The sequence below is a fragment of the Gordonia sp. NPDC003425 genome (assembly GCF_053588635.1).
Map to the genome: position 1 here is coordinate 59825 of NZ_JBSFQI010000007.1, position 15274 is coordinate 75098.

Genomic DNA, 15274 nt, shown 5'->3' on the forward strand with positions numbered 1-15274 from the left:
CGATGCGGATCGGGTTGTGCTTGGCGCAGGCTCATCGGTTCACCGTTGGTCGGTGGGATCGATCCCGGTGTCCAGCGCGTCCCACATCATGCGTTCATTCGGCGCATCATCGGAGGGAGCGTCGGGGTCGGTGGTTGCATCGTCGGAGGCAGCGCGACGGTCGTCGTCGAGCTTCTTCCGTTCGTGCTCGGCGAAAACCTGCCGTTCGAGTTCTTCACGTCGCGCCGCGGGTGTCTTGTACTTCGACGACATCCCGGCACCGGAGGCCACTCGGACGAGCAGCACGCCCGCGGCCACCGCGCACACCGAGCCCGCGAGGACCACTGCGGCGGCCCAGTTCACCGTGGTGACGAGCTGCACGACGTAGCGGTCGGCAAGCCCTGCGGCGCGGGCCGCGTAGAGGTCGTTGGTGCCGCCCATCACCAGCGACAGCGCAGGCACGGCGGCCAGCACCCCGGCGGCGGCGATGAGCACCGCCACCACCCGCAGGCCCCATCCGCGCAACGACATCGCGGCGAGGATGGCCGCGAGCATCACCAGCGCGAGCGGAGTGAGCCACGGGCTCCAGTCGGCACCCTTGACGTCGAAGGTGCGTGCGGGCGAGAGGCCGTCGGCGGCGAGCACCCGCGCCCAGGTGAGACGCGACGCGGTCCAGAAGAACAGCGCTGCTGCCGCCATCAGTACCGCGGCGAGTGTCTTCACGCGACGCGTGGTCCACCGCGAGGCCGGATTCTGGGCACGCTCAACCGGATTCTGGGCACGCTCGACCGGATTCTGGGCACGCTCGGCGGGGTCGGGAGTGGTCATCGCGGCGCCTCCGGCGTGGCCGTGGCGGCGTGGTCGCCGACAAGGCGCATCGTGGCCGCAGCGGCCACCGCGTTGAGGACCGCGGTGGCCTTGTTGCGTGCCTCGTTGTACTCGTAATCAGGTTCGCTGTCGGCCACCACACCGCCGCCGGCCTGCACGTATGCGGTGCCGTCGGACATCAGCGCGGTGCGGATGGCGATCGCGGTGTCGGCGTCACCGGCGAAGTCGAGGTAGCCGACGATGCCGCCGTAGAGTCCGCGACGCGTCATCTCGTGCTGTTCGATCAGCTCCATCGCGCGCACCTTGGGGGCACCGGTGAGCGTCCCCGCCGGAAAGCATGCGGTGATCGCGTCGAGTGCGTGTTTGTCCGACCGCAGCGTGCCCGACACCGTGGACACCAGATGCATCACGTGGCTGTACCGCTCGACATGGCGATAGTCGCTCACCTTGACCGTGCCGGGAGCACACACGCGGCCCAGGTCGTTACGTCCGAGGTCGACGAGCATCAGGTGCTCGGCGTTCTCCTTCTCGTCCTCCACGAGGCCCTTGGCGAGGAGCTGATCCTCCTCCTCGGTGGCGCCACGCCAGCGGGTGCCGGCAATGGGATGGGTGGTGGCCACCCGATCGTGCACGGTCACCAGCGCCTCGGGACTGGACCCGACGACGGTGAACGGCTCGCGCCCGCTCACGCCGGGCATCCGCAGCAGATACATGTACGGGCTGGGATTGGAGGCCCGCAGCACCCGGTACACCTCGAGCGGGTCGGCGTCGGTGGCCATCTCGAAGCGCATCGACGGCACCACCTGGAATGCCTCACCCGCCTCGATCTCGCCGACCAGAGCGGAGACGATCTCGCCGTACTCCTCGCGCGTGCGCTGGACGGCGAATTCCGGCGCGGGCCGGTCGAAGCGCGACACCGTCGACGGTGCCGGCGCGGCAAGCGCGTCGGTCATCCGGTCGAGGCGGTCGACGGCGTCGGCGTAGGCCTGTTCGGCGCGGGCATCGGACCCGTCCCAGTTGACGGCGTTCGCGATGAGCGTGATGGTGCCCTCGTGGTGATCGACGGCGGCGAGGTCGGTGGCCAGCAACATCATCAGATCGGGCAGACGCAGATCGTCGACGGTGGTCTCGGGGAGGCGTTCGAGCCTGCGCACCATGTCGTAGGCCATGAACCCGACGAACCCGCCGGTCAGCGGCGGCATGCCGGGCAGTGGATCGGTGGCCAGTAGGCGCAGCGATTCGGCCAGCACGGTGAGCGGATCCCCGTCGACGGGTGCTCCGGCGGGGACGGTGCCCCACCAGGCGGCCTTGCCGTCGACCACGGTGAGCGCCGACGGCGCCCCGGCGCCGATGAACGACCAGCGTGACCAGGACCGGCCGTTCTCCGCGGACTCCAGCAGGAAGGTGCCGGCCCGGTCGCCGGCAAGCTTGCGGTACGCCGACAACGGTGTCTCGGAGTCGGCGAGCACCTTGCGGGTGACGGGTACCACGCGGTGATCGGCGGCGAGGTCGAGGAACTCCGCGAGAGTGGTGGTGTCCGACCGGGACGGCGACGTCGCGCCCGGGTGGAGCTCGGTGTCGGGCAGAGCGGTGGGATCAGTATTCATCCGAGGGGCTCGCCGCCGACACCCCACTGCGACCGCGGGACCTCGGTGATCGTCACCCAGACCGAATCGGGGTTCTTTCCGGTGGCCTTGGCGTACGCCTCGGTCACCGCAGCGATCGTCTCGCGTTTCACCCGATCGCTCAGGCCCGGGGTCTGCGAGATCTGGATCAGGGGCATCGGTGAGTCACCGCCTTCGTGGATTGGCCCGTGCAACGGGCCGTCGATCGGTCCGTCACCCGATTGTCCCAGGGCTGGAATTCACGTCGTCGCCGGGCAGGTCGAACCTCAGCGACTCGGTGTCGAAACAACTGTGGTTTCCGGTGTGACACGCCGCGCCCACCTGGTCGACCACCAGCAGGACGGTGTCGCCGTCGCAGTCGAGGCGCGCGTCGTGCACGTACTGTGTATGTCCGCTGGTCTCCCCTTTCACCCAGTACTCCTGTCGTGATCGCGAGTAGTAGGTGGCGCGTCGCGTGCGCAGGGTGCGGTCGAGCGCGGTGTCGTCCATCCACGCCACCATCAGCACGTCGCCGGTAGAACGCTCCTGGGCGACCACGGCGAACAAGCCGTCGGCGTTCCGTTTGAGCTTCGCGGCGAGTTCGGCGTCGAGTGCCATCGGCTCAGACCTTTCCCTCGGTGTCGCGTGCGGTCCGCACGACGATCCCATCCGCCGCCATCGCGTCCTTGACCTCGGGAATGGTGAGTTCACCGAAGTGGAACACCGATGCGGCCAGCACCGCGTCGGCGCCGGCGTGCACGGCGGGCGCGAAGTCGGCGGCCTTGCCCGCGCCACCGCTGGCGATCACCGGAACCTCGACCACCGCGCGGACCGCGGCCAGCATGCGCAGGTCGAATCCCCGCTTGGTGCCGTCGGCGTCCATCGAGTTCAGCAGGATCTCGCCGACCCCCAGTTCTTGACCCCGCCGCGCCCACTCGACGGCGTCGAGGCCGGTGCCCTTGCGACCACCGTGGGTGGTGACCTCCCACCCCGACGGGGTGGGTTCGCCGTCGGCGGGCACCGTGCGCGCATCCACCGACAACACGATGCACTGGGACCCGAATCGTCGGCTCATCTCGCCGAGCACCTCCGGGCGGGCGATGGCGGCGGTGTTCACGCTCACCTTGTCGGCACCGGCACGCAGCATCGCGTCCACGTCGTCGACGGTGCGGATGCCACCGCCGACGGTGAGCGGGATGAAGATCGCGTCGGCGGTGCGATGCACCACCTCGATCATGGTGGCGCGACCCGAACTCGACGCCGTCACGTCGAGGAAGGTGAGTTCGTCGGCCCCCTCGGCGTCGTAGCGCGCGGCCAACTCCACCGGGTCGCCCGCGTCGCGCAGATTCTGGAAGTTCACGCCCTTGACCACGCGGCCGTCGTCCACGTCGAGGCAGGGAATGACTCGGGTCGCAAGGGTCATCGTGAAGTCCTCCCTGCCGAGGCGTCCGCCATGTCACCGTCCAGGCAGGGAATGACCCGGGTTGCCAGCGTCATCACGCACTCCCCTCTCCGGCCGACCAGTCGCCGGCCACCTCGTCGATCAACGCCATCAGTTCCGCGTGAATGCCCGGCGCACCGGCGACCAACGACGGCGACGTGACGGTCCAGGGAGCCCCGCTCAGGTCGGTGGCCACCCCACCGGCGGCGCGCATCAGCGCCGCACCGGCGGCGTTGTCCCAGGGATGCCCACCGAAGGCGATCGCGGCCCCGAACACGCCGGCGGCGGCGAACGCCATGTCGACGCCGGTGCTCCCTGTCATGCGCAGCCGGGCCGCCCGTGAGCTCAGCGCCTCGAGCAGCGCGGCACGCCGCGCACCGGGATACCGACCACCGTGCATCACGTTGAACGGGCCGAAGGCCACCGCGGACCGTTGCAGGGGTGCGGCGGGCGGCCGGTGCACCGGCGCGCCGTTGAGCAGCAGCGGCCCGTCGACGTGCGCGGCGTAGCGACGCCCGAGCAGCGGCATCCAGGTCAACCCGAGTACGGCCTCACCGTCGACCACGAGCGCGAGCAGGATGGCGGCCAGCGGCATCCCGGTGGAGTAGTTGTAGGTGCCGTCGACGGGATCGAGAATCCACACCGGTCCGTCGGTGACCGCCGGACCCCCGTACTCCTCGCCGTGCACCGCGATCCCGGTTCGGGCGACCAACTCGTCCCGGATCCGGCGTTCGAGGTCCAGATCGACCTGGGTGGCGAAGTCGGTGGCACCCTTGCTCACCGCGCTGGGTGCACCGAGACCCGCGACGAACGCCTCAGCGGCACCGTCGAGGATGTCGGCGGCGACGTCGAGCAACCGTGCCGGCTCGGGGTCGGGACGTGCAGTCACCGCCCACCGACCGCCGACAATGCCTCGGGAAGCGTGAATCGTCTTGCGTAGAGCGCCTTTCCGACGATCGCGCCTTCCACTCCCCGATCGACGAGACCGGCGATGGCGATCAGGTCGTCGAGCGCCGACACCCCACCGGAGGCGACGACCGGCGCGTCGGTGGCCTTGGCGACCTCGGCGAGAAGCTCGAGATTCGGGCCCGCGAGCGTCCCGTCCTTGGACACATCGGTCACGACATAGCGGGCGCAGCCGTCGCGGTCGAGGCGGTCGAGCACCTCCCACAGGTCACCGCCATCGGTCACCCAGCCACGCCCGCGCAGACGATAGGACTCGCCGTCGCGGATCACGTCGAGACCCACCGCGATGCGCTCACCGTGCTCGGCGATCGCCCGCGCACACCAGTCGGGGTGTTCGAGGGCGGCGGTGCCCAGATTGACGCGGGTGCACCCGGTGGCCAGCGCCGCAGCGAGCGACTCGTCGTCGCGGATGCCGCCGGAGAGTTCCACCTTCACGTCGAGTTCGCCGACAACCCCGGCGAGGAGTTCCCGATTGTTGCCGCGACCGAAGGCGGCGTCGAGATCGACGAGGTGAATCCATTCGGCGCCGTCGCGCTGCCAGGCCAGGGCGGCATCGCGAGGCGATCCGTAGGACGTTTCGGTGCCTGCGGCGCCCTGCACAAGACGCACCGCCTGTCCGTCGGCGACGTCGACGGCGGGGAGCAGTTCGAGGGTGTGACCCATGGGGTGAATGACTTCCTGTCTATCGAGTGATGGCTGTGTATCGAGTAGCCGCCGTGTATGAGGTGTGCGGCATATCAGGTGTGCGGGCAGCTGATCCGCGCCGGCTCGGGGTCATCGCGGTCCGGACTGGTCGCGTCCGCTGCGGATCTGCGCCTCGGCGGCGGCCAGCAGACGACGCGCGGTCAGGCCGATCGCCGCGATCATCGCGAGCACCGTGACAAGCGCCGCCACCAAGCCGGCCACCGGGGTCCAGTGTGCCAGCGCCAGAATGATCGGCACGCCCACCACCAGCGCCAACACACCCGCGCCGAGCGTGAAGAACACGAACCGCCCGTAGGAGAAGCGATAGCCCGGATCGGGCGACGACGGTGGCACCGGTTCGCTCATGACAGGCTCCCCACCCAGTTGCGCAGCAGATGCGCACCGGCGTCACCGGATTTCTCCGGATGGAACTGGGTGGCCGACAGCGGACCGTTCTCCACCGCCGCCAGGAACGGTCCGCCGTGTTCGGCCCATGTCAGCCGCGGCGCTGCCAGCGGTGAACCCTCGTGGTCCATCTCCCACGATTGCGCGGCATAGGAGTGCACGAAGTAGAAGCGGGTGTCCGCGTCGAGTCCGTCGAAAAGCACCGAATCCGCTGGTGCGGCGACCGTATTCCAGCCCATGTGCGGCAGGATGCGTGCGGGCAGACGGCTGACGGTGCCCGGCCATTCCCCGCATCCGGCCGCTTCGACACCGAATTCGACGCCGCGGTCGAAGAGGATCTGCATGCCGACGCAGATACCGAGCACCGGGCGGCCGCCGGCGAGCCGCCGCCCGATGATGCGGTCGCCCTTCACGGCCAGCAGGCCGTCCATGCACGCGGCGAACGCCCCCACCCCGGGGACCACGAGGCCATCGGCATCCAGCGCGGTGGCGAAATCGCCGGTCACGGTGACGGTTGCGCCGGTGCGTTCCAGTGCCCGCTGCGCCGAACGCAGATTGCCCGACCCGTAGTCGAGGACCACGACGTTCGCTGCGCTCACCGTGACACCCCCACGTTCGCTGCGCTCACCGTGACATCCCCACGTTCGCTGCGCTCACAGGGCACCCTTGGTGGACGGCACACCGCTGACCCGCGGATCCGGCTCGGTGGCCTGCCGCAGGGCACGCGCCACCGCCTTGTACTCGGCTTCGGTGATGTGGTGCTGATCGCGCCCGTAGAGCACCCGCACATGCAGCGCGATGCGTGCGTTGAGCGCGATCGACTCGAACACATGCCGGTTGATCACCGTCGAATACGGCACCCCCGGATATCCCCCGATCACCGCGGTGAGCAGGTGTTCGGGTTCGCCGGTGTGCACGCAGTACGGCCGTCCGGAGACGTCGACAACGGCGTGGGCGAGGGTTTCGTCCATCGGGATGTAGCAGTCGCCGAAGCGGCGAATGCCCTTCTTGTCGCCGAGCGCCTCACCGAACGCCTGACCCAGCACGATCGCCGTGTCCTCGATCGTGTGGTGACCCTCCACGTCCACGTCGCCGGTGGCCGACACGGACAGGTCGAAGCTGCCGTGCGCACCGAAGGCGGTGAGCATGTGGTCGAAGAACGCGATGCCGGTGGAGATGTCGGTGACGCCGGTGCCGTCGAGGTTCAACTCGACGGTGATCGACGACTCCTTCGTCGTGCGTTCGACTCGCGCGATGCGCGGCGCGGTGGTCGGCTCCGGTGTGGTGGCCACTTAGCGTCTCTCCAGGTTGGTGGTTGCGAGGGATCGGCTGACATCGAGGAAGGCGTCGTTCTCGGCCCGCAGCCCGATGGTGACACGCAGGTACGACGGAATCCCGACGTCACGGATCAACACGCCGTGGTCGAGGTAATCCCGCCACGACGCGGGCGCGTCGGCGAAACGTCCGAACAACACGAAGTTGGCATCCGAGTCGACGACGTCGAAACCGGCTGCGGCCAGTTCGGCGGTCACTCGCTTGCGCTCGGCGATGATCGCGGACACGCCCGCGAGCGTCTCGGTGGAGTGCCGTAGCGCAGCCCGGGCGGCAGCCTGCGTGAGCACCGACAGGTGATAGGGCAGCCGCACGAGTTGCAGCGCCTCGACGATCGCCGGTGCGGCGGCCAGATAACCGAGCCGGCCACCGGCGAAGGCGAATGCCTTGCTCATCGTGCGGCTCACCACCACCTTCGTCGGGAACTCGTCGATGAGTTCCACGGCGCTGGGCTGTTCGGAGAACTCGCCGTACGCCTCGTCGACGATGACGATGCCAGGGGCGGCCGCGATCACGGCGCGCAATCCGTCATTCGGGATCGACTGTCCCGTCGGATTGTTGGGCGAGGTCAGGAACACCACATCGGGCGCCCGGTTGGTCACCTCGGCGACGGCATAGGCGATGTCGAGCGAGAAATCGGAGGCGCGTGGCGCCTGCAGCCAGGTGGTGTCGGTGCCGTCGGAGATGATCGGGTGCATCGAATACGACGGGACGAACCCGATGGCGCTGCGTCCGGGCCCACCGAAGGCCTGCAGCAGTTGCTGCAGGATCTCGTTGGAACCGTTTGCGGCCCACACATTGTCGACCGACAGCGGCACCCCGGTGGCGCGAGTGAGGTAATCGGCGAGGTCGGTGCGCAACGCCACCGCGTCCCGGTCGGGGTAGCGGTGCAGCGCGGCGGCGGCCGACTGTGCCGACGCGGCGACGTCGGCGACGAGTTCCGGCGACGGCGGGTGCGGGTTCTCGTTGGTGTTGAGAATCACCGGAACGCGCAATTGCGGTGCGCCATAAGCACTCTTGCCGCGCAGGTTGTCACGCAGCGGCAGATCGGCGACCGTGATTCCCGACCCCGGCACCCCGACCACGGTCACCGCGCGACCCCGGCGCCGAAGCGCCGCGTGATCGCATCACCGTGGGCGGGGAGGTCCTCGGCCTGCGCGAGGGTCACCACCTGATCGGCGACGTCACGCAACGCGTCCTCGCTGTAGTCCACGACGTGGACTCCCTTGAGGAAGGTCTGCACCGAGAGCCCCGAGGCGAAACGAGCCGAACCCGACGTCGGCAACACGTGATTGGAGCCTGCGCAGTAGTCGCCGAGGCTGACCGGGGCGTAGTCGCCGACGAAGATCGCGCCCGCGTTGTGGACCCGCGCGGCGACCTGCGCGGCATCACGCGTCTGGATCTCGAGGTGTTCGGCGGCGTAGGCGTCCACCACGTCGAGGCCGGCATCGATGTCGTCGACCAGCACCACACCGGACTGTCGACCACTCAGCGCGGCGCTCACGCGCTCGCGGTGTTTGGTCTGCGCCACCTGCGATTCGAGTTCGGCGTCGACGGCGTCGGCGAGTTCAACACTGTCGGTGACCAGCACCGACGCCGCGAGGACGTCGTGTTCGGCCTGGCTGATCATGTCGGCGGCGACGAACACCGGACTGGCCGAATCGTCGGCGAGGATCGCGATCTCGGTGGGCCCGGCCTCCGAGTCGATGCCGACCAGGCCGCGGCACAGCCGTTTGGCCGCGGTGACATAGATGTTGCCCGGGCCGGTGATCAGATCGACCGGGTCGAGTACCGCGCTGCCACCGGCCGCGGTGTCGGTGCCACCGTAGGTGAGTAGCGCGACACCTTGCGCGCCGCCGACCGCCCACACCTCGTCGACCCCGAGGAGCGCGCAGGCGGCCAGGATGGTCGGGTGCGGCCAGCCGTCGAAGTCCTTCTGCGGCGGCGAGGCCACCACCAGCGAACCCACGCCCGCCTCCTGGGCGGGCACCACGTTCATCACCACCGACGACGGGTAGACGGCGTTGCCGCCGGGAACATAGAGACCGACGCGACGCACCGGAATCCACTTCTCGCTGACCGCGCCGCCGTCGACCACCTGCGTGCGGGTGGTGACGCGCCGCTGGTCGGCGTGCACGAGACGCGCCCGGGCGATCGACTCACGCAGCGCGTCGGCCACCGAGGGGTCCAGCCGCGCGAGGGCGTCGGCGATCACCGCGGCGGGCACCCGCACCGACGCCGGTCGCACACCGTCGAACTTCTCGCCGTACTCCAGCGCCGCGTCGACACCGCGTTCGGCGATCGCGTGAACCACCGGCGCCACCGTGTCGAGTACGGCGTTGACGTCGGTGCCCCCACGCGGCAGGGCGCGACGCAGTTGCGCAAGCGTCGGATTGCTACCGCGCAGGTCGGTTCGGGCGAGCATGAATGTCTCCTGGTCATCGGATCCCGTCGGCCGGCAGCGCCGGTCCGACTCGGTGTTTCCAGGATATGGGGTGATGCCAGCGGTTTTGAAATGCGGTCGGACCCACCCCGGCCGCCGCCGTGGCGCGGGCTCGCCGACGCATCGCTGCCGGTAGCGTGAACGCGGTGACCGACGATCCGATCACCGACCTCGAAAACGGGTTCGCCGACCTGATCCGACAGGGACGAATCCGGACCCGGCGGCAGGCATTCGCCATCGATCCGCGCCTCGACCCGGCGAACTACCCCCTCATCGTCATGCTGGGCCGGCACGATTCGGTTCCGATGTCGCAGCTCGTGGCCGCACTGGGCCTGGACAAGTCGACGGTGACCCGACAGATCGACGCGGTCGTCCGGCTCGGGCTGGCACAACGTCGACCCGACCCCGCCGACGCCCGCGCCCGCGTGATCTCGCTGACCGACGCCGGCCGCACCCGGGTGGCCGAGGTGTCTGCCGCGGCCAACGCCGACTGGCGCCAACGCCTGGCGACCTGGGAACCCGACGACATCCGCACCCTCACCACACTGCTGAAACGGCTGGTCGACGAGCCGCAGAGCACTGGCCCCAACGGTCGGAACTGACCGGCGAGAACGGCCCCCACCCGAGCGGACAGCCTCTCGGGGAATGATCCCGAGTAGTTGCGTGTTACAACTATCTGTCCATATAGTTGCGTATCTCAACTATTTTCTGATCACTTCTCATCGGGACCCTGCCGCGGTCCCGCCGTGCCGTAGGAGGTCCCATGAGTTCGCCGATTCAGCGAAACGACTCAACCGTGGCCGACACGGATACGCCGATGACCCATCGACAGCGCATCGAAGCGCTCGTCGGACTACTTCTCGGCATGTTCGTCGCCTTCCTGTCCTCGACCATCGTCTCCAACGCGCTGCCGGTGATCATCACCGATCTGCACGGCAGCCAGGACCAGTACACCTGGGTGGTCACCGCCACTCTGCTGGCCTCGACGGCCACCACTCCCATCTGGGGCAAGCTGTCGGACCTGATCAGCAAGAAGCTGCTCGTGCAGGTGGCCTTGACACTGTTCACGCTGGGGTCCGTTCTCGCCGGCCTGTCCCAGTCGGTGGGCATGCTGATCGGCTTCCGCGCGGTGCAGGGCCTGGGTCTCGGCGGTCTGCAGGCCCTCGTCGTGATCGTGATCGCGTCCATGTTCAGTCCGCGAGAGCGGGGCCGCTACCAGGGCCCGATCGCCGCGGTCATCGCGCTGGCCACCGTCGCCGGGCCGCTGATCGGTGGCGTGATCGTCGACACCAGCTGGTTGGGCTGGCGCTGGACCTTCTATGTCTGCGTGCCGCTCGCGGTGATCGCCCTGCTGGTCATCCAGCGCACACTCAACCTGCCGGTCGTGCGCAAGCAGGTCCGCATCGACTATCTCGGCGCGTTCCTGATCGCCGCCGGGGTCAGCACTCTGCTCATCTGGGTCACCCTCGCCGGCAACAGCTTCGCGTGGGTCTCGGCGACATCGTTCGGACTCGTCGCGCTGGGCGTCGTGCTGCTGGCGGTCGCGCTCTGGGTGGAGTCACGGGCGCAGAGCCCGATCATCCCGCTGACCCTTTTCCGCGACCGCACCATCACATTGGCCACCATCGCCAGCGTGTCGGTCGGCGTGGCCCTGTTCGGCGGCGCGGTGTTCCTCGGCCAGTACTTCCAGATCGCGCGCGGCTACTCGCCCACCGCGGCCGGGCTGCTCACCCTCCCGATGATCATCGGGTCGATGCTCTCGGCAACCGTGTCGGGTCAGCTGATCACCCGATTCGGACGCTGGAAGGGCTACCTCGTTGCCGGTGCCGCCCTGATGACCGTCGGCTTCTTCCTGCTCTCCACGATCGGGGCACACACCGACATGGTGGTGATCGGGGCCTTCCTGTTCATTCTGGGTCTGGGCATGGGCATGACGATGCAGAACCTGGTGCTGGCGGTACAGAACAATGTGTCTCCAGCCGAACTCGGCGCCGCAACGTCGACCGTCACGTTCTTCCGGTCACTCGGCGGAGCAGCGGGAGTCTCGGTCCTGGGTGCCGTCTTGGCCAGTCATGTCACCGACCTGATCACCAAGGGTCTCGCCGCGATGGGCATCAACCCCGCGCAGTCAGGTGGGCAGGGCGCAAGCCTCGCGGGCCTCAACGACCTGCCGGCACCTGTTGCCGACGTCGTCCGGGGCGCCTACGGAGACGGCATCGCCCGGGTGTTCCTGATCGCCGGGATCATGGCGGCGATCGGCTTGGTCGCGATCACCTTCATCCGCGAGGTGGCGCTCAAGACGCAGAGTGTCGACGAGCAGCGTCGCGCCGAGATGACCGGCGAAACGGAAAGCGTGGCCGCCACGCACTGACCGTCGGCCGGTCAGTCGAGACAGAACTCGTTGCCCTCGGGGTCGGACATCACGATGTGACCCGCCTGCAGCGGCGGTTGCGGCTCGAAACGCTCGACGCGGTCTGCGCCGCGGGACACCAACTCGGCGCAGACCGCCTCGAGCGCGCCCATCCGCTCGTCCCCGACAAGGCCCGGAGCTGCGCGGACGTCCAGATGGAGGCGATTTTTCGCCTGTTTTCCTTCCGGAACCCGCTGAAAGAAGATACGCGGCCCGACGCCGGCCGGATCGACGAGTGCCGAGCGGTCGTTGCGGTGTTCCGGCGCGACGTTCATGGCGTCGAGCGCCGCGTCCCACGATGCGAAGCCGGGCGGCGGATCCTGCAGTCGGTAGTCGAGGACCTCGGCCCAGAATGCGGCCAGCGCCGCGGGGTCACCGCAGTCGAAGGTCACTTGGATCTCGCGCGTCATCTCGTCTCCTCACGTCGCCCTCGCGTGCTGGGACCAGCGTCGCACCACTCGCGGACGACGACGGTCCGTTATGCGGGAATGTCGAGACCGAGGTCGAGCGCGGTGACCGAGTGGGTCAGTGCCCCCACGGCCAGATAGTCGACACCGGTGCGGGCGTAATCGGCGGCGACGTCGAGGCTCAGTCCGCCGGAGCTCTCCAGCTTGGTCTGCGGTGCGCGCGAGTTGCGGCGCTGCACCGCCATCTGCGTCGCCCACACCTCGAAGTTGTCGAGCAGAACCAACTGCGGCTCAAGACCCAACACCTCGTCGAGCTGATCGAGCGAGTCGACCTCCACTTCGACCGGCAGGTCGGGTGCGGCGGCGCGGACCGCCTTCAGGGCAGCGGCCACCGATCCCGCCGCGGCCACATGGTTGTCCTTGATCAGCGCCGTGTCGCCGAGTCCCATCCGGTGGTTGACCCCACCGCCCGCGCGGACCGCGTACTTCTGCAGGTAACGCAGGCCGGGCAATGTCTTACGCGAGTCCCGGATCCGGGCATGGGTGCCGTCGACGGCGTCGACCCAGTGGGAGGTCGCCGTCGCGATCCCCGACAGGTGGCACACGAGGTTGAGTGCGGTGCGCTCGGCGGTGAGCAGCGCGGCCGTCGGCGCGTGTACGGACAGAACGGCGTCGCCCGCCGAGATCCGGCTGCCGTCGGCGACGCACTCGGTGACCTCGTAGGCGCCCACGCCGATCACCTCGTCGAGCACCGCGAGCACCACCGGAAGTCCGGCGAGAACACCGTCGGCACGGCTGACGATTGCCGCGTCCACCGAGCTCCCGGGCGCGACGGTGGCCATGGTGGTCACATCGGGTCCGTAACGCAGATCCTCGTCGAGTGCGGTGCGGATCAGGGCGCGGATCTCGTCGGTGATGGCGAGGTCGAGTTCGGTGGGCGCCTCAGCCTGTCCGATGAAGGCCCCCGACGCCTCACTCACCGGAACCGGGGTTGCCGATCGCGATCATCCGCTCGACGCTCTTGCGGGCACGGTCGGCCACGTCGTCGGCGACGAACACCTCGTCACGGCCCTCGCGCAGCGCGCGAAGCAACGCGGCGGGGGTGATCATCTTCATGTACGGGCAGGATGCGCGGTCGTTGACCGCTTGGAAGTCGATCCCCGGTGCAGCCTTGCGCAACTGGTGCAGCATGCCGATCTCGGTGGCCACCAGGACCTGCTTGGCACCGGTCTCGCGGGCGGCGTCGAGCATCCCGCCGGTGGACAGGATCTTGACCCGCTCGTCGGGCACCGCTCCCTCCCCGGCCAGATACAGCGCCGAGGTGGCGCAACCGCACTCGGGGTGGATGAACAGGTCGGCGTCGGGATGCGCCTCGGCCTGCGCGGTGAGCTCATCACCGTTGATCCCCGCGTGGACGTGGCATTCGCCGGCCCAGATGTGGATGTTGTCGCGTCCGGTCTCGCGCTTGACGTGCGCTCCGAGGAACTGGTCGGGCAGAAACAGGACGTCACGGTCGGGATCGATGGAGGCCACCACATCGACGGCGTTCGACGACGTGCAGCAGATGTCGGTGAGCCCCTTGACCTCCGCGGTGGTGTTGACATACGACACGACCACCGCGTCGGGGTACTCGGCCTTCCAGGCGCGCAGGTCGTCGGCGGTGATCGAGTCGGCGAGCGAGCAGCCGGCCCGCGCGTCGGGGATCAGCACCCGCTTGTCCGGACTCAGGATCTTGGCCGTCTCGGCCATGAAGTGCACGCCGCAGAACACGATCTCGTCGGCGTCGACCTCGGCGGCGATGCGGGAGAGCGCGAGCGAGTCACCGACGTGGTCGGCGACATCCTGGATGGCGGGCAGCTGGTAGTTGTGCGCGAGCAGTGTCGCGTTCCGGGCACGCGCGAGGCGACGAACCTCCTGCGCCCACTCCCGGGTCGGCTCGACCCCCGTGTAACCGCCGGGCCCATCGCTGTATTCGGCGTGCAGCAGGTCCGGACCGAAGCCTGCGGGACGCTCACTGATGATGCTCATCTGCCACTCCTGAAACATCGACCCTGGTGGGGCCGGTCATCCCGCGGAACGGGTCGGCCCGCGGATCAGGTTTTCGACTATAGGTCGAAAACACTACTCATCGCAACACCCGGTGTAACGCGCGCATTCCCTGTTGCGATTCGAGTAGTGGACTACGCGTTTGCGTGTCCGATTCGAGACCTAGCATCGTACGTGTCAGCAAATCCCGCCGACATCCATGCCTGATCCTCAGGGAGACACCGCCATGACCTCGACACTTGACACATCGACAGGCGACAACAGCAGCACGGGCTCAACCCCCCGGCCGCTCTCACCCACGGTGATCTCCCCCAGCCTCGGCCGTCGCACCACATATTCGACGCCACTCGAAGCAGTCCGCCGCCGGCAAGAGGCCCTCGAACGCCTCGCAGCACGACGCGTCATCGCTCCGAGCCCACCCGGTCACCGCGGCACCCACCTGCGTCCGATCACCGAGCCCGCATCGGACACGTCGTCGGCGTCGGCCCAGAGCCATACCCCGGTGCCGTTGACCTCACGTGAGGTCGAGGTGCTGCGCACCTGGCTGCTGACCGACTCCAAGTCGGTCGCCGCCCGACGCCTCGTGATCTCGGTGGGCACGGTCAACACTCATCTCGCTCGCATCCGCGCCAAGTACGCCGACGCGGGCCGCCCGGCGCGCACCAAGGCCGCGCTGGTCGCGCGCGCGATCCAGGACGGCATGGTGAAGCTCGACGAACTCTGAGGGCA

The 15274-nt window shown here is 68.7% G+C and carries 18 protein-coding genes; 3 read left to right on the forward strand and 15 right to left on the reverse strand.

What is annotated here, in order from left to right; genetic code table 11:
• Nucleotides 1-39: 39 nt before the first annotated feature.
• The 12 genes from ACWDTD_RS10605 to hisD form a co-directional block, all read right to left on the reverse strand.
• The gene (locus ACWDTD_RS10605; protein ID WP_449747066.1) at nucleotides 40-807 is read right to left on the reverse strand and encodes a TIGR02234 family membrane protein; all 768 of its coding nucleotides are present in this window, start codon (nucleotides 805-807) and stop codon (nucleotides 40-42) included.
• Complete coding sequence (locus ACWDTD_RS10610; protein WP_449747067.1) at nucleotides 804-2414, reverse strand: anthranilate synthase component I; 1611 nt, start codon at nucleotides 2412-2414, stop codon at nucleotides 804-806. The genes ACWDTD_RS10605 and ACWDTD_RS10610 overlap by 4 nt, the downstream gene beginning before the upstream one ends.
• Nucleotides 2411-2590, reverse strand: coding sequence for a tautomerase family protein (locus tag ACWDTD_RS10615; protein WP_005179191.1), 180 nt, complete (start codon nucleotides 2588-2590; stop codon nucleotides 2411-2413). The genes ACWDTD_RS10610 and ACWDTD_RS10615 overlap by 4 nt, the downstream gene beginning before the upstream one ends.
• A 55-nt stretch (nucleotides 2591-2645) precedes the next feature.
• Nucleotides 2646-3029, reverse strand: a complete 384-nt coding sequence (gene hisI / locus ACWDTD_RS10620; RefSeq protein WP_449747068.1) for a phosphoribosyl-AMP cyclohydrolase — start codon at nucleotides 3027-3029, stop codon at nucleotides 2646-2648.
• A gap of 4 nt (nucleotides 3030-3033) precedes the next feature.
• Nucleotides 3034-3834: an imidazole glycerol phosphate synthase subunit HisF gene (gene hisF / locus ACWDTD_RS10625; protein ID WP_449747069.1), complete on the reverse strand. Its 801-nt coding sequence runs from the start codon at nucleotides 3832-3834 to the stop codon at nucleotides 3034-3036.
• Between the two features lie 73 nt (nucleotides 3835-3907).
• Nucleotides 3908-4741, reverse strand: a complete 834-nt coding sequence (locus ACWDTD_RS10630; protein WP_449747070.1) for an inositol monophosphatase family protein — start codon at nucleotides 4739-4741, stop codon at nucleotides 3908-3910.
• Nucleotides 4738-5481 (reverse strand): bifunctional 1-(5-phosphoribosyl)-5-((5-phosphoribosylamino)methylideneamino)imidazole-4-carboxamide isomerase/phosphoribosylanthranilate isomerase PriA, encoded by a 744-nt coding sequence (priA, locus tag ACWDTD_RS10635; protein WP_449747071.1) that lies wholly within the window; start codon nucleotides 5479-5481, stop codon nucleotides 4738-4740. The genes ACWDTD_RS10630 and priA overlap by 4 nt, the downstream gene beginning before the upstream one ends.
• Before the next feature lie 111 nt (nucleotides 5482-5592).
• Nucleotides 5593-5868 (reverse strand): hypothetical protein, encoded by a 276-nt coding sequence (locus tag ACWDTD_RS10640; protein WP_449747072.1) that lies wholly within the window; start codon nucleotides 5866-5868, stop codon nucleotides 5593-5595.
• Nucleotides 5865-6506 (reverse strand): imidazole glycerol phosphate synthase subunit HisH, encoded by a 642-nt coding sequence (gene hisH, locus ACWDTD_RS10645; RefSeq protein ID WP_449747073.1) that lies wholly within the window; start codon nucleotides 6504-6506, stop codon nucleotides 5865-5867. The genes ACWDTD_RS10640 and hisH overlap by 4 nt, the downstream gene beginning before the upstream one ends.
• A 54-nt stretch (nucleotides 6507-6560) precedes the next feature.
• Complete coding sequence (hisB, locus tag ACWDTD_RS10650) at nucleotides 6561-7199, reverse strand: imidazoleglycerol-phosphate dehydratase HisB (RefSeq protein WP_449747074.1); 639 nt, start codon at nucleotides 7197-7199, stop codon at nucleotides 6561-6563.
• Nucleotides 7200-8330, reverse strand: a complete 1131-nt coding sequence (locus ACWDTD_RS10655) for a histidinol-phosphate transaminase (protein WP_449747075.1) — start codon at nucleotides 8328-8330, stop codon at nucleotides 7200-7202.
• Complete coding sequence (hisD, locus tag ACWDTD_RS10660; RefSeq protein ID WP_449747076.1) at nucleotides 8327-9664, reverse strand: histidinol dehydrogenase; 1338 nt, start codon at nucleotides 9662-9664, stop codon at nucleotides 8327-8329. The genes ACWDTD_RS10655 and hisD overlap by 4 nt, the downstream gene beginning before the upstream one ends.
• A 164-nt stretch (nucleotides 9665-9828) precedes the next feature.
• Between hisD and ACWDTD_RS10665 the strand changes: the two genes are divergently transcribed.
• Nucleotides 9829-10284, forward strand: coding sequence for a MarR family winged helix-turn-helix transcriptional regulator (locus ACWDTD_RS10665; protein ID WP_449747077.1), 456 nt, complete (start codon nucleotides 9829-9831; stop codon nucleotides 10282-10284).
• A 215-nt stretch (nucleotides 10285-10499) separates the two neighbouring features.
• The gene (locus ACWDTD_RS10670; protein ID WP_449747238.1) at nucleotides 10500-12053 is read left to right on the forward strand and encodes an MFS transporter; all 1554 of its coding nucleotides are present in this window, start codon (nucleotides 10500-10502) and stop codon (nucleotides 12051-12053) included.
• An 11-nt stretch (nucleotides 12054-12064) separates the two neighbouring features.
• Here ACWDTD_RS10670 and ACWDTD_RS10675 read toward each other — a convergent pair whose 3' ends face one another.
• The 3 genes from ACWDTD_RS10675 to nadA form a co-directional block, all read right to left on the reverse strand.
• On the reverse strand, nucleotides 12065-12502 hold the full coding sequence (locus ACWDTD_RS10675; protein ID WP_449747078.1) for a VOC family protein: 438 nt from the start codon (nucleotides 12500-12502) through the stop codon (nucleotides 12065-12067).
• A gap of 68 nt (nucleotides 12503-12570) precedes the next feature.
• Nucleotides 12571-13479 carry a carboxylating nicotinate-nucleotide diphosphorylase gene (gene nadC / locus ACWDTD_RS10680; protein WP_449747079.1) on the reverse strand — a complete coding sequence of 303 codons (909 nt, stop codon included), beginning with the start codon at nucleotides 13477-13479 and terminating at the stop codon, nucleotides 12571-12573.
• Nucleotides 13472-14527, reverse strand: a complete 1056-nt coding sequence (gene nadA / locus ACWDTD_RS10685; protein WP_449747080.1) for a quinolinate synthase NadA — start codon at nucleotides 14525-14527, stop codon at nucleotides 13472-13474. The genes nadC and nadA overlap by 8 nt, the downstream gene beginning before the upstream one ends.
• Nucleotides 14528-14771: 244 nt before the next feature.
• Between nadA and ACWDTD_RS10690 the strand changes: the two genes are divergently transcribed.
• A complete protein-coding gene (locus ACWDTD_RS10690) occupies nucleotides 14772-15269 on the forward strand; it encodes a response regulator transcription factor (protein WP_449747081.1) in 498 nt (165 codons plus the stop codon).
• The last annotated feature ends 5 nt before the right edge of the window (nucleotides 15270-15274 follow it).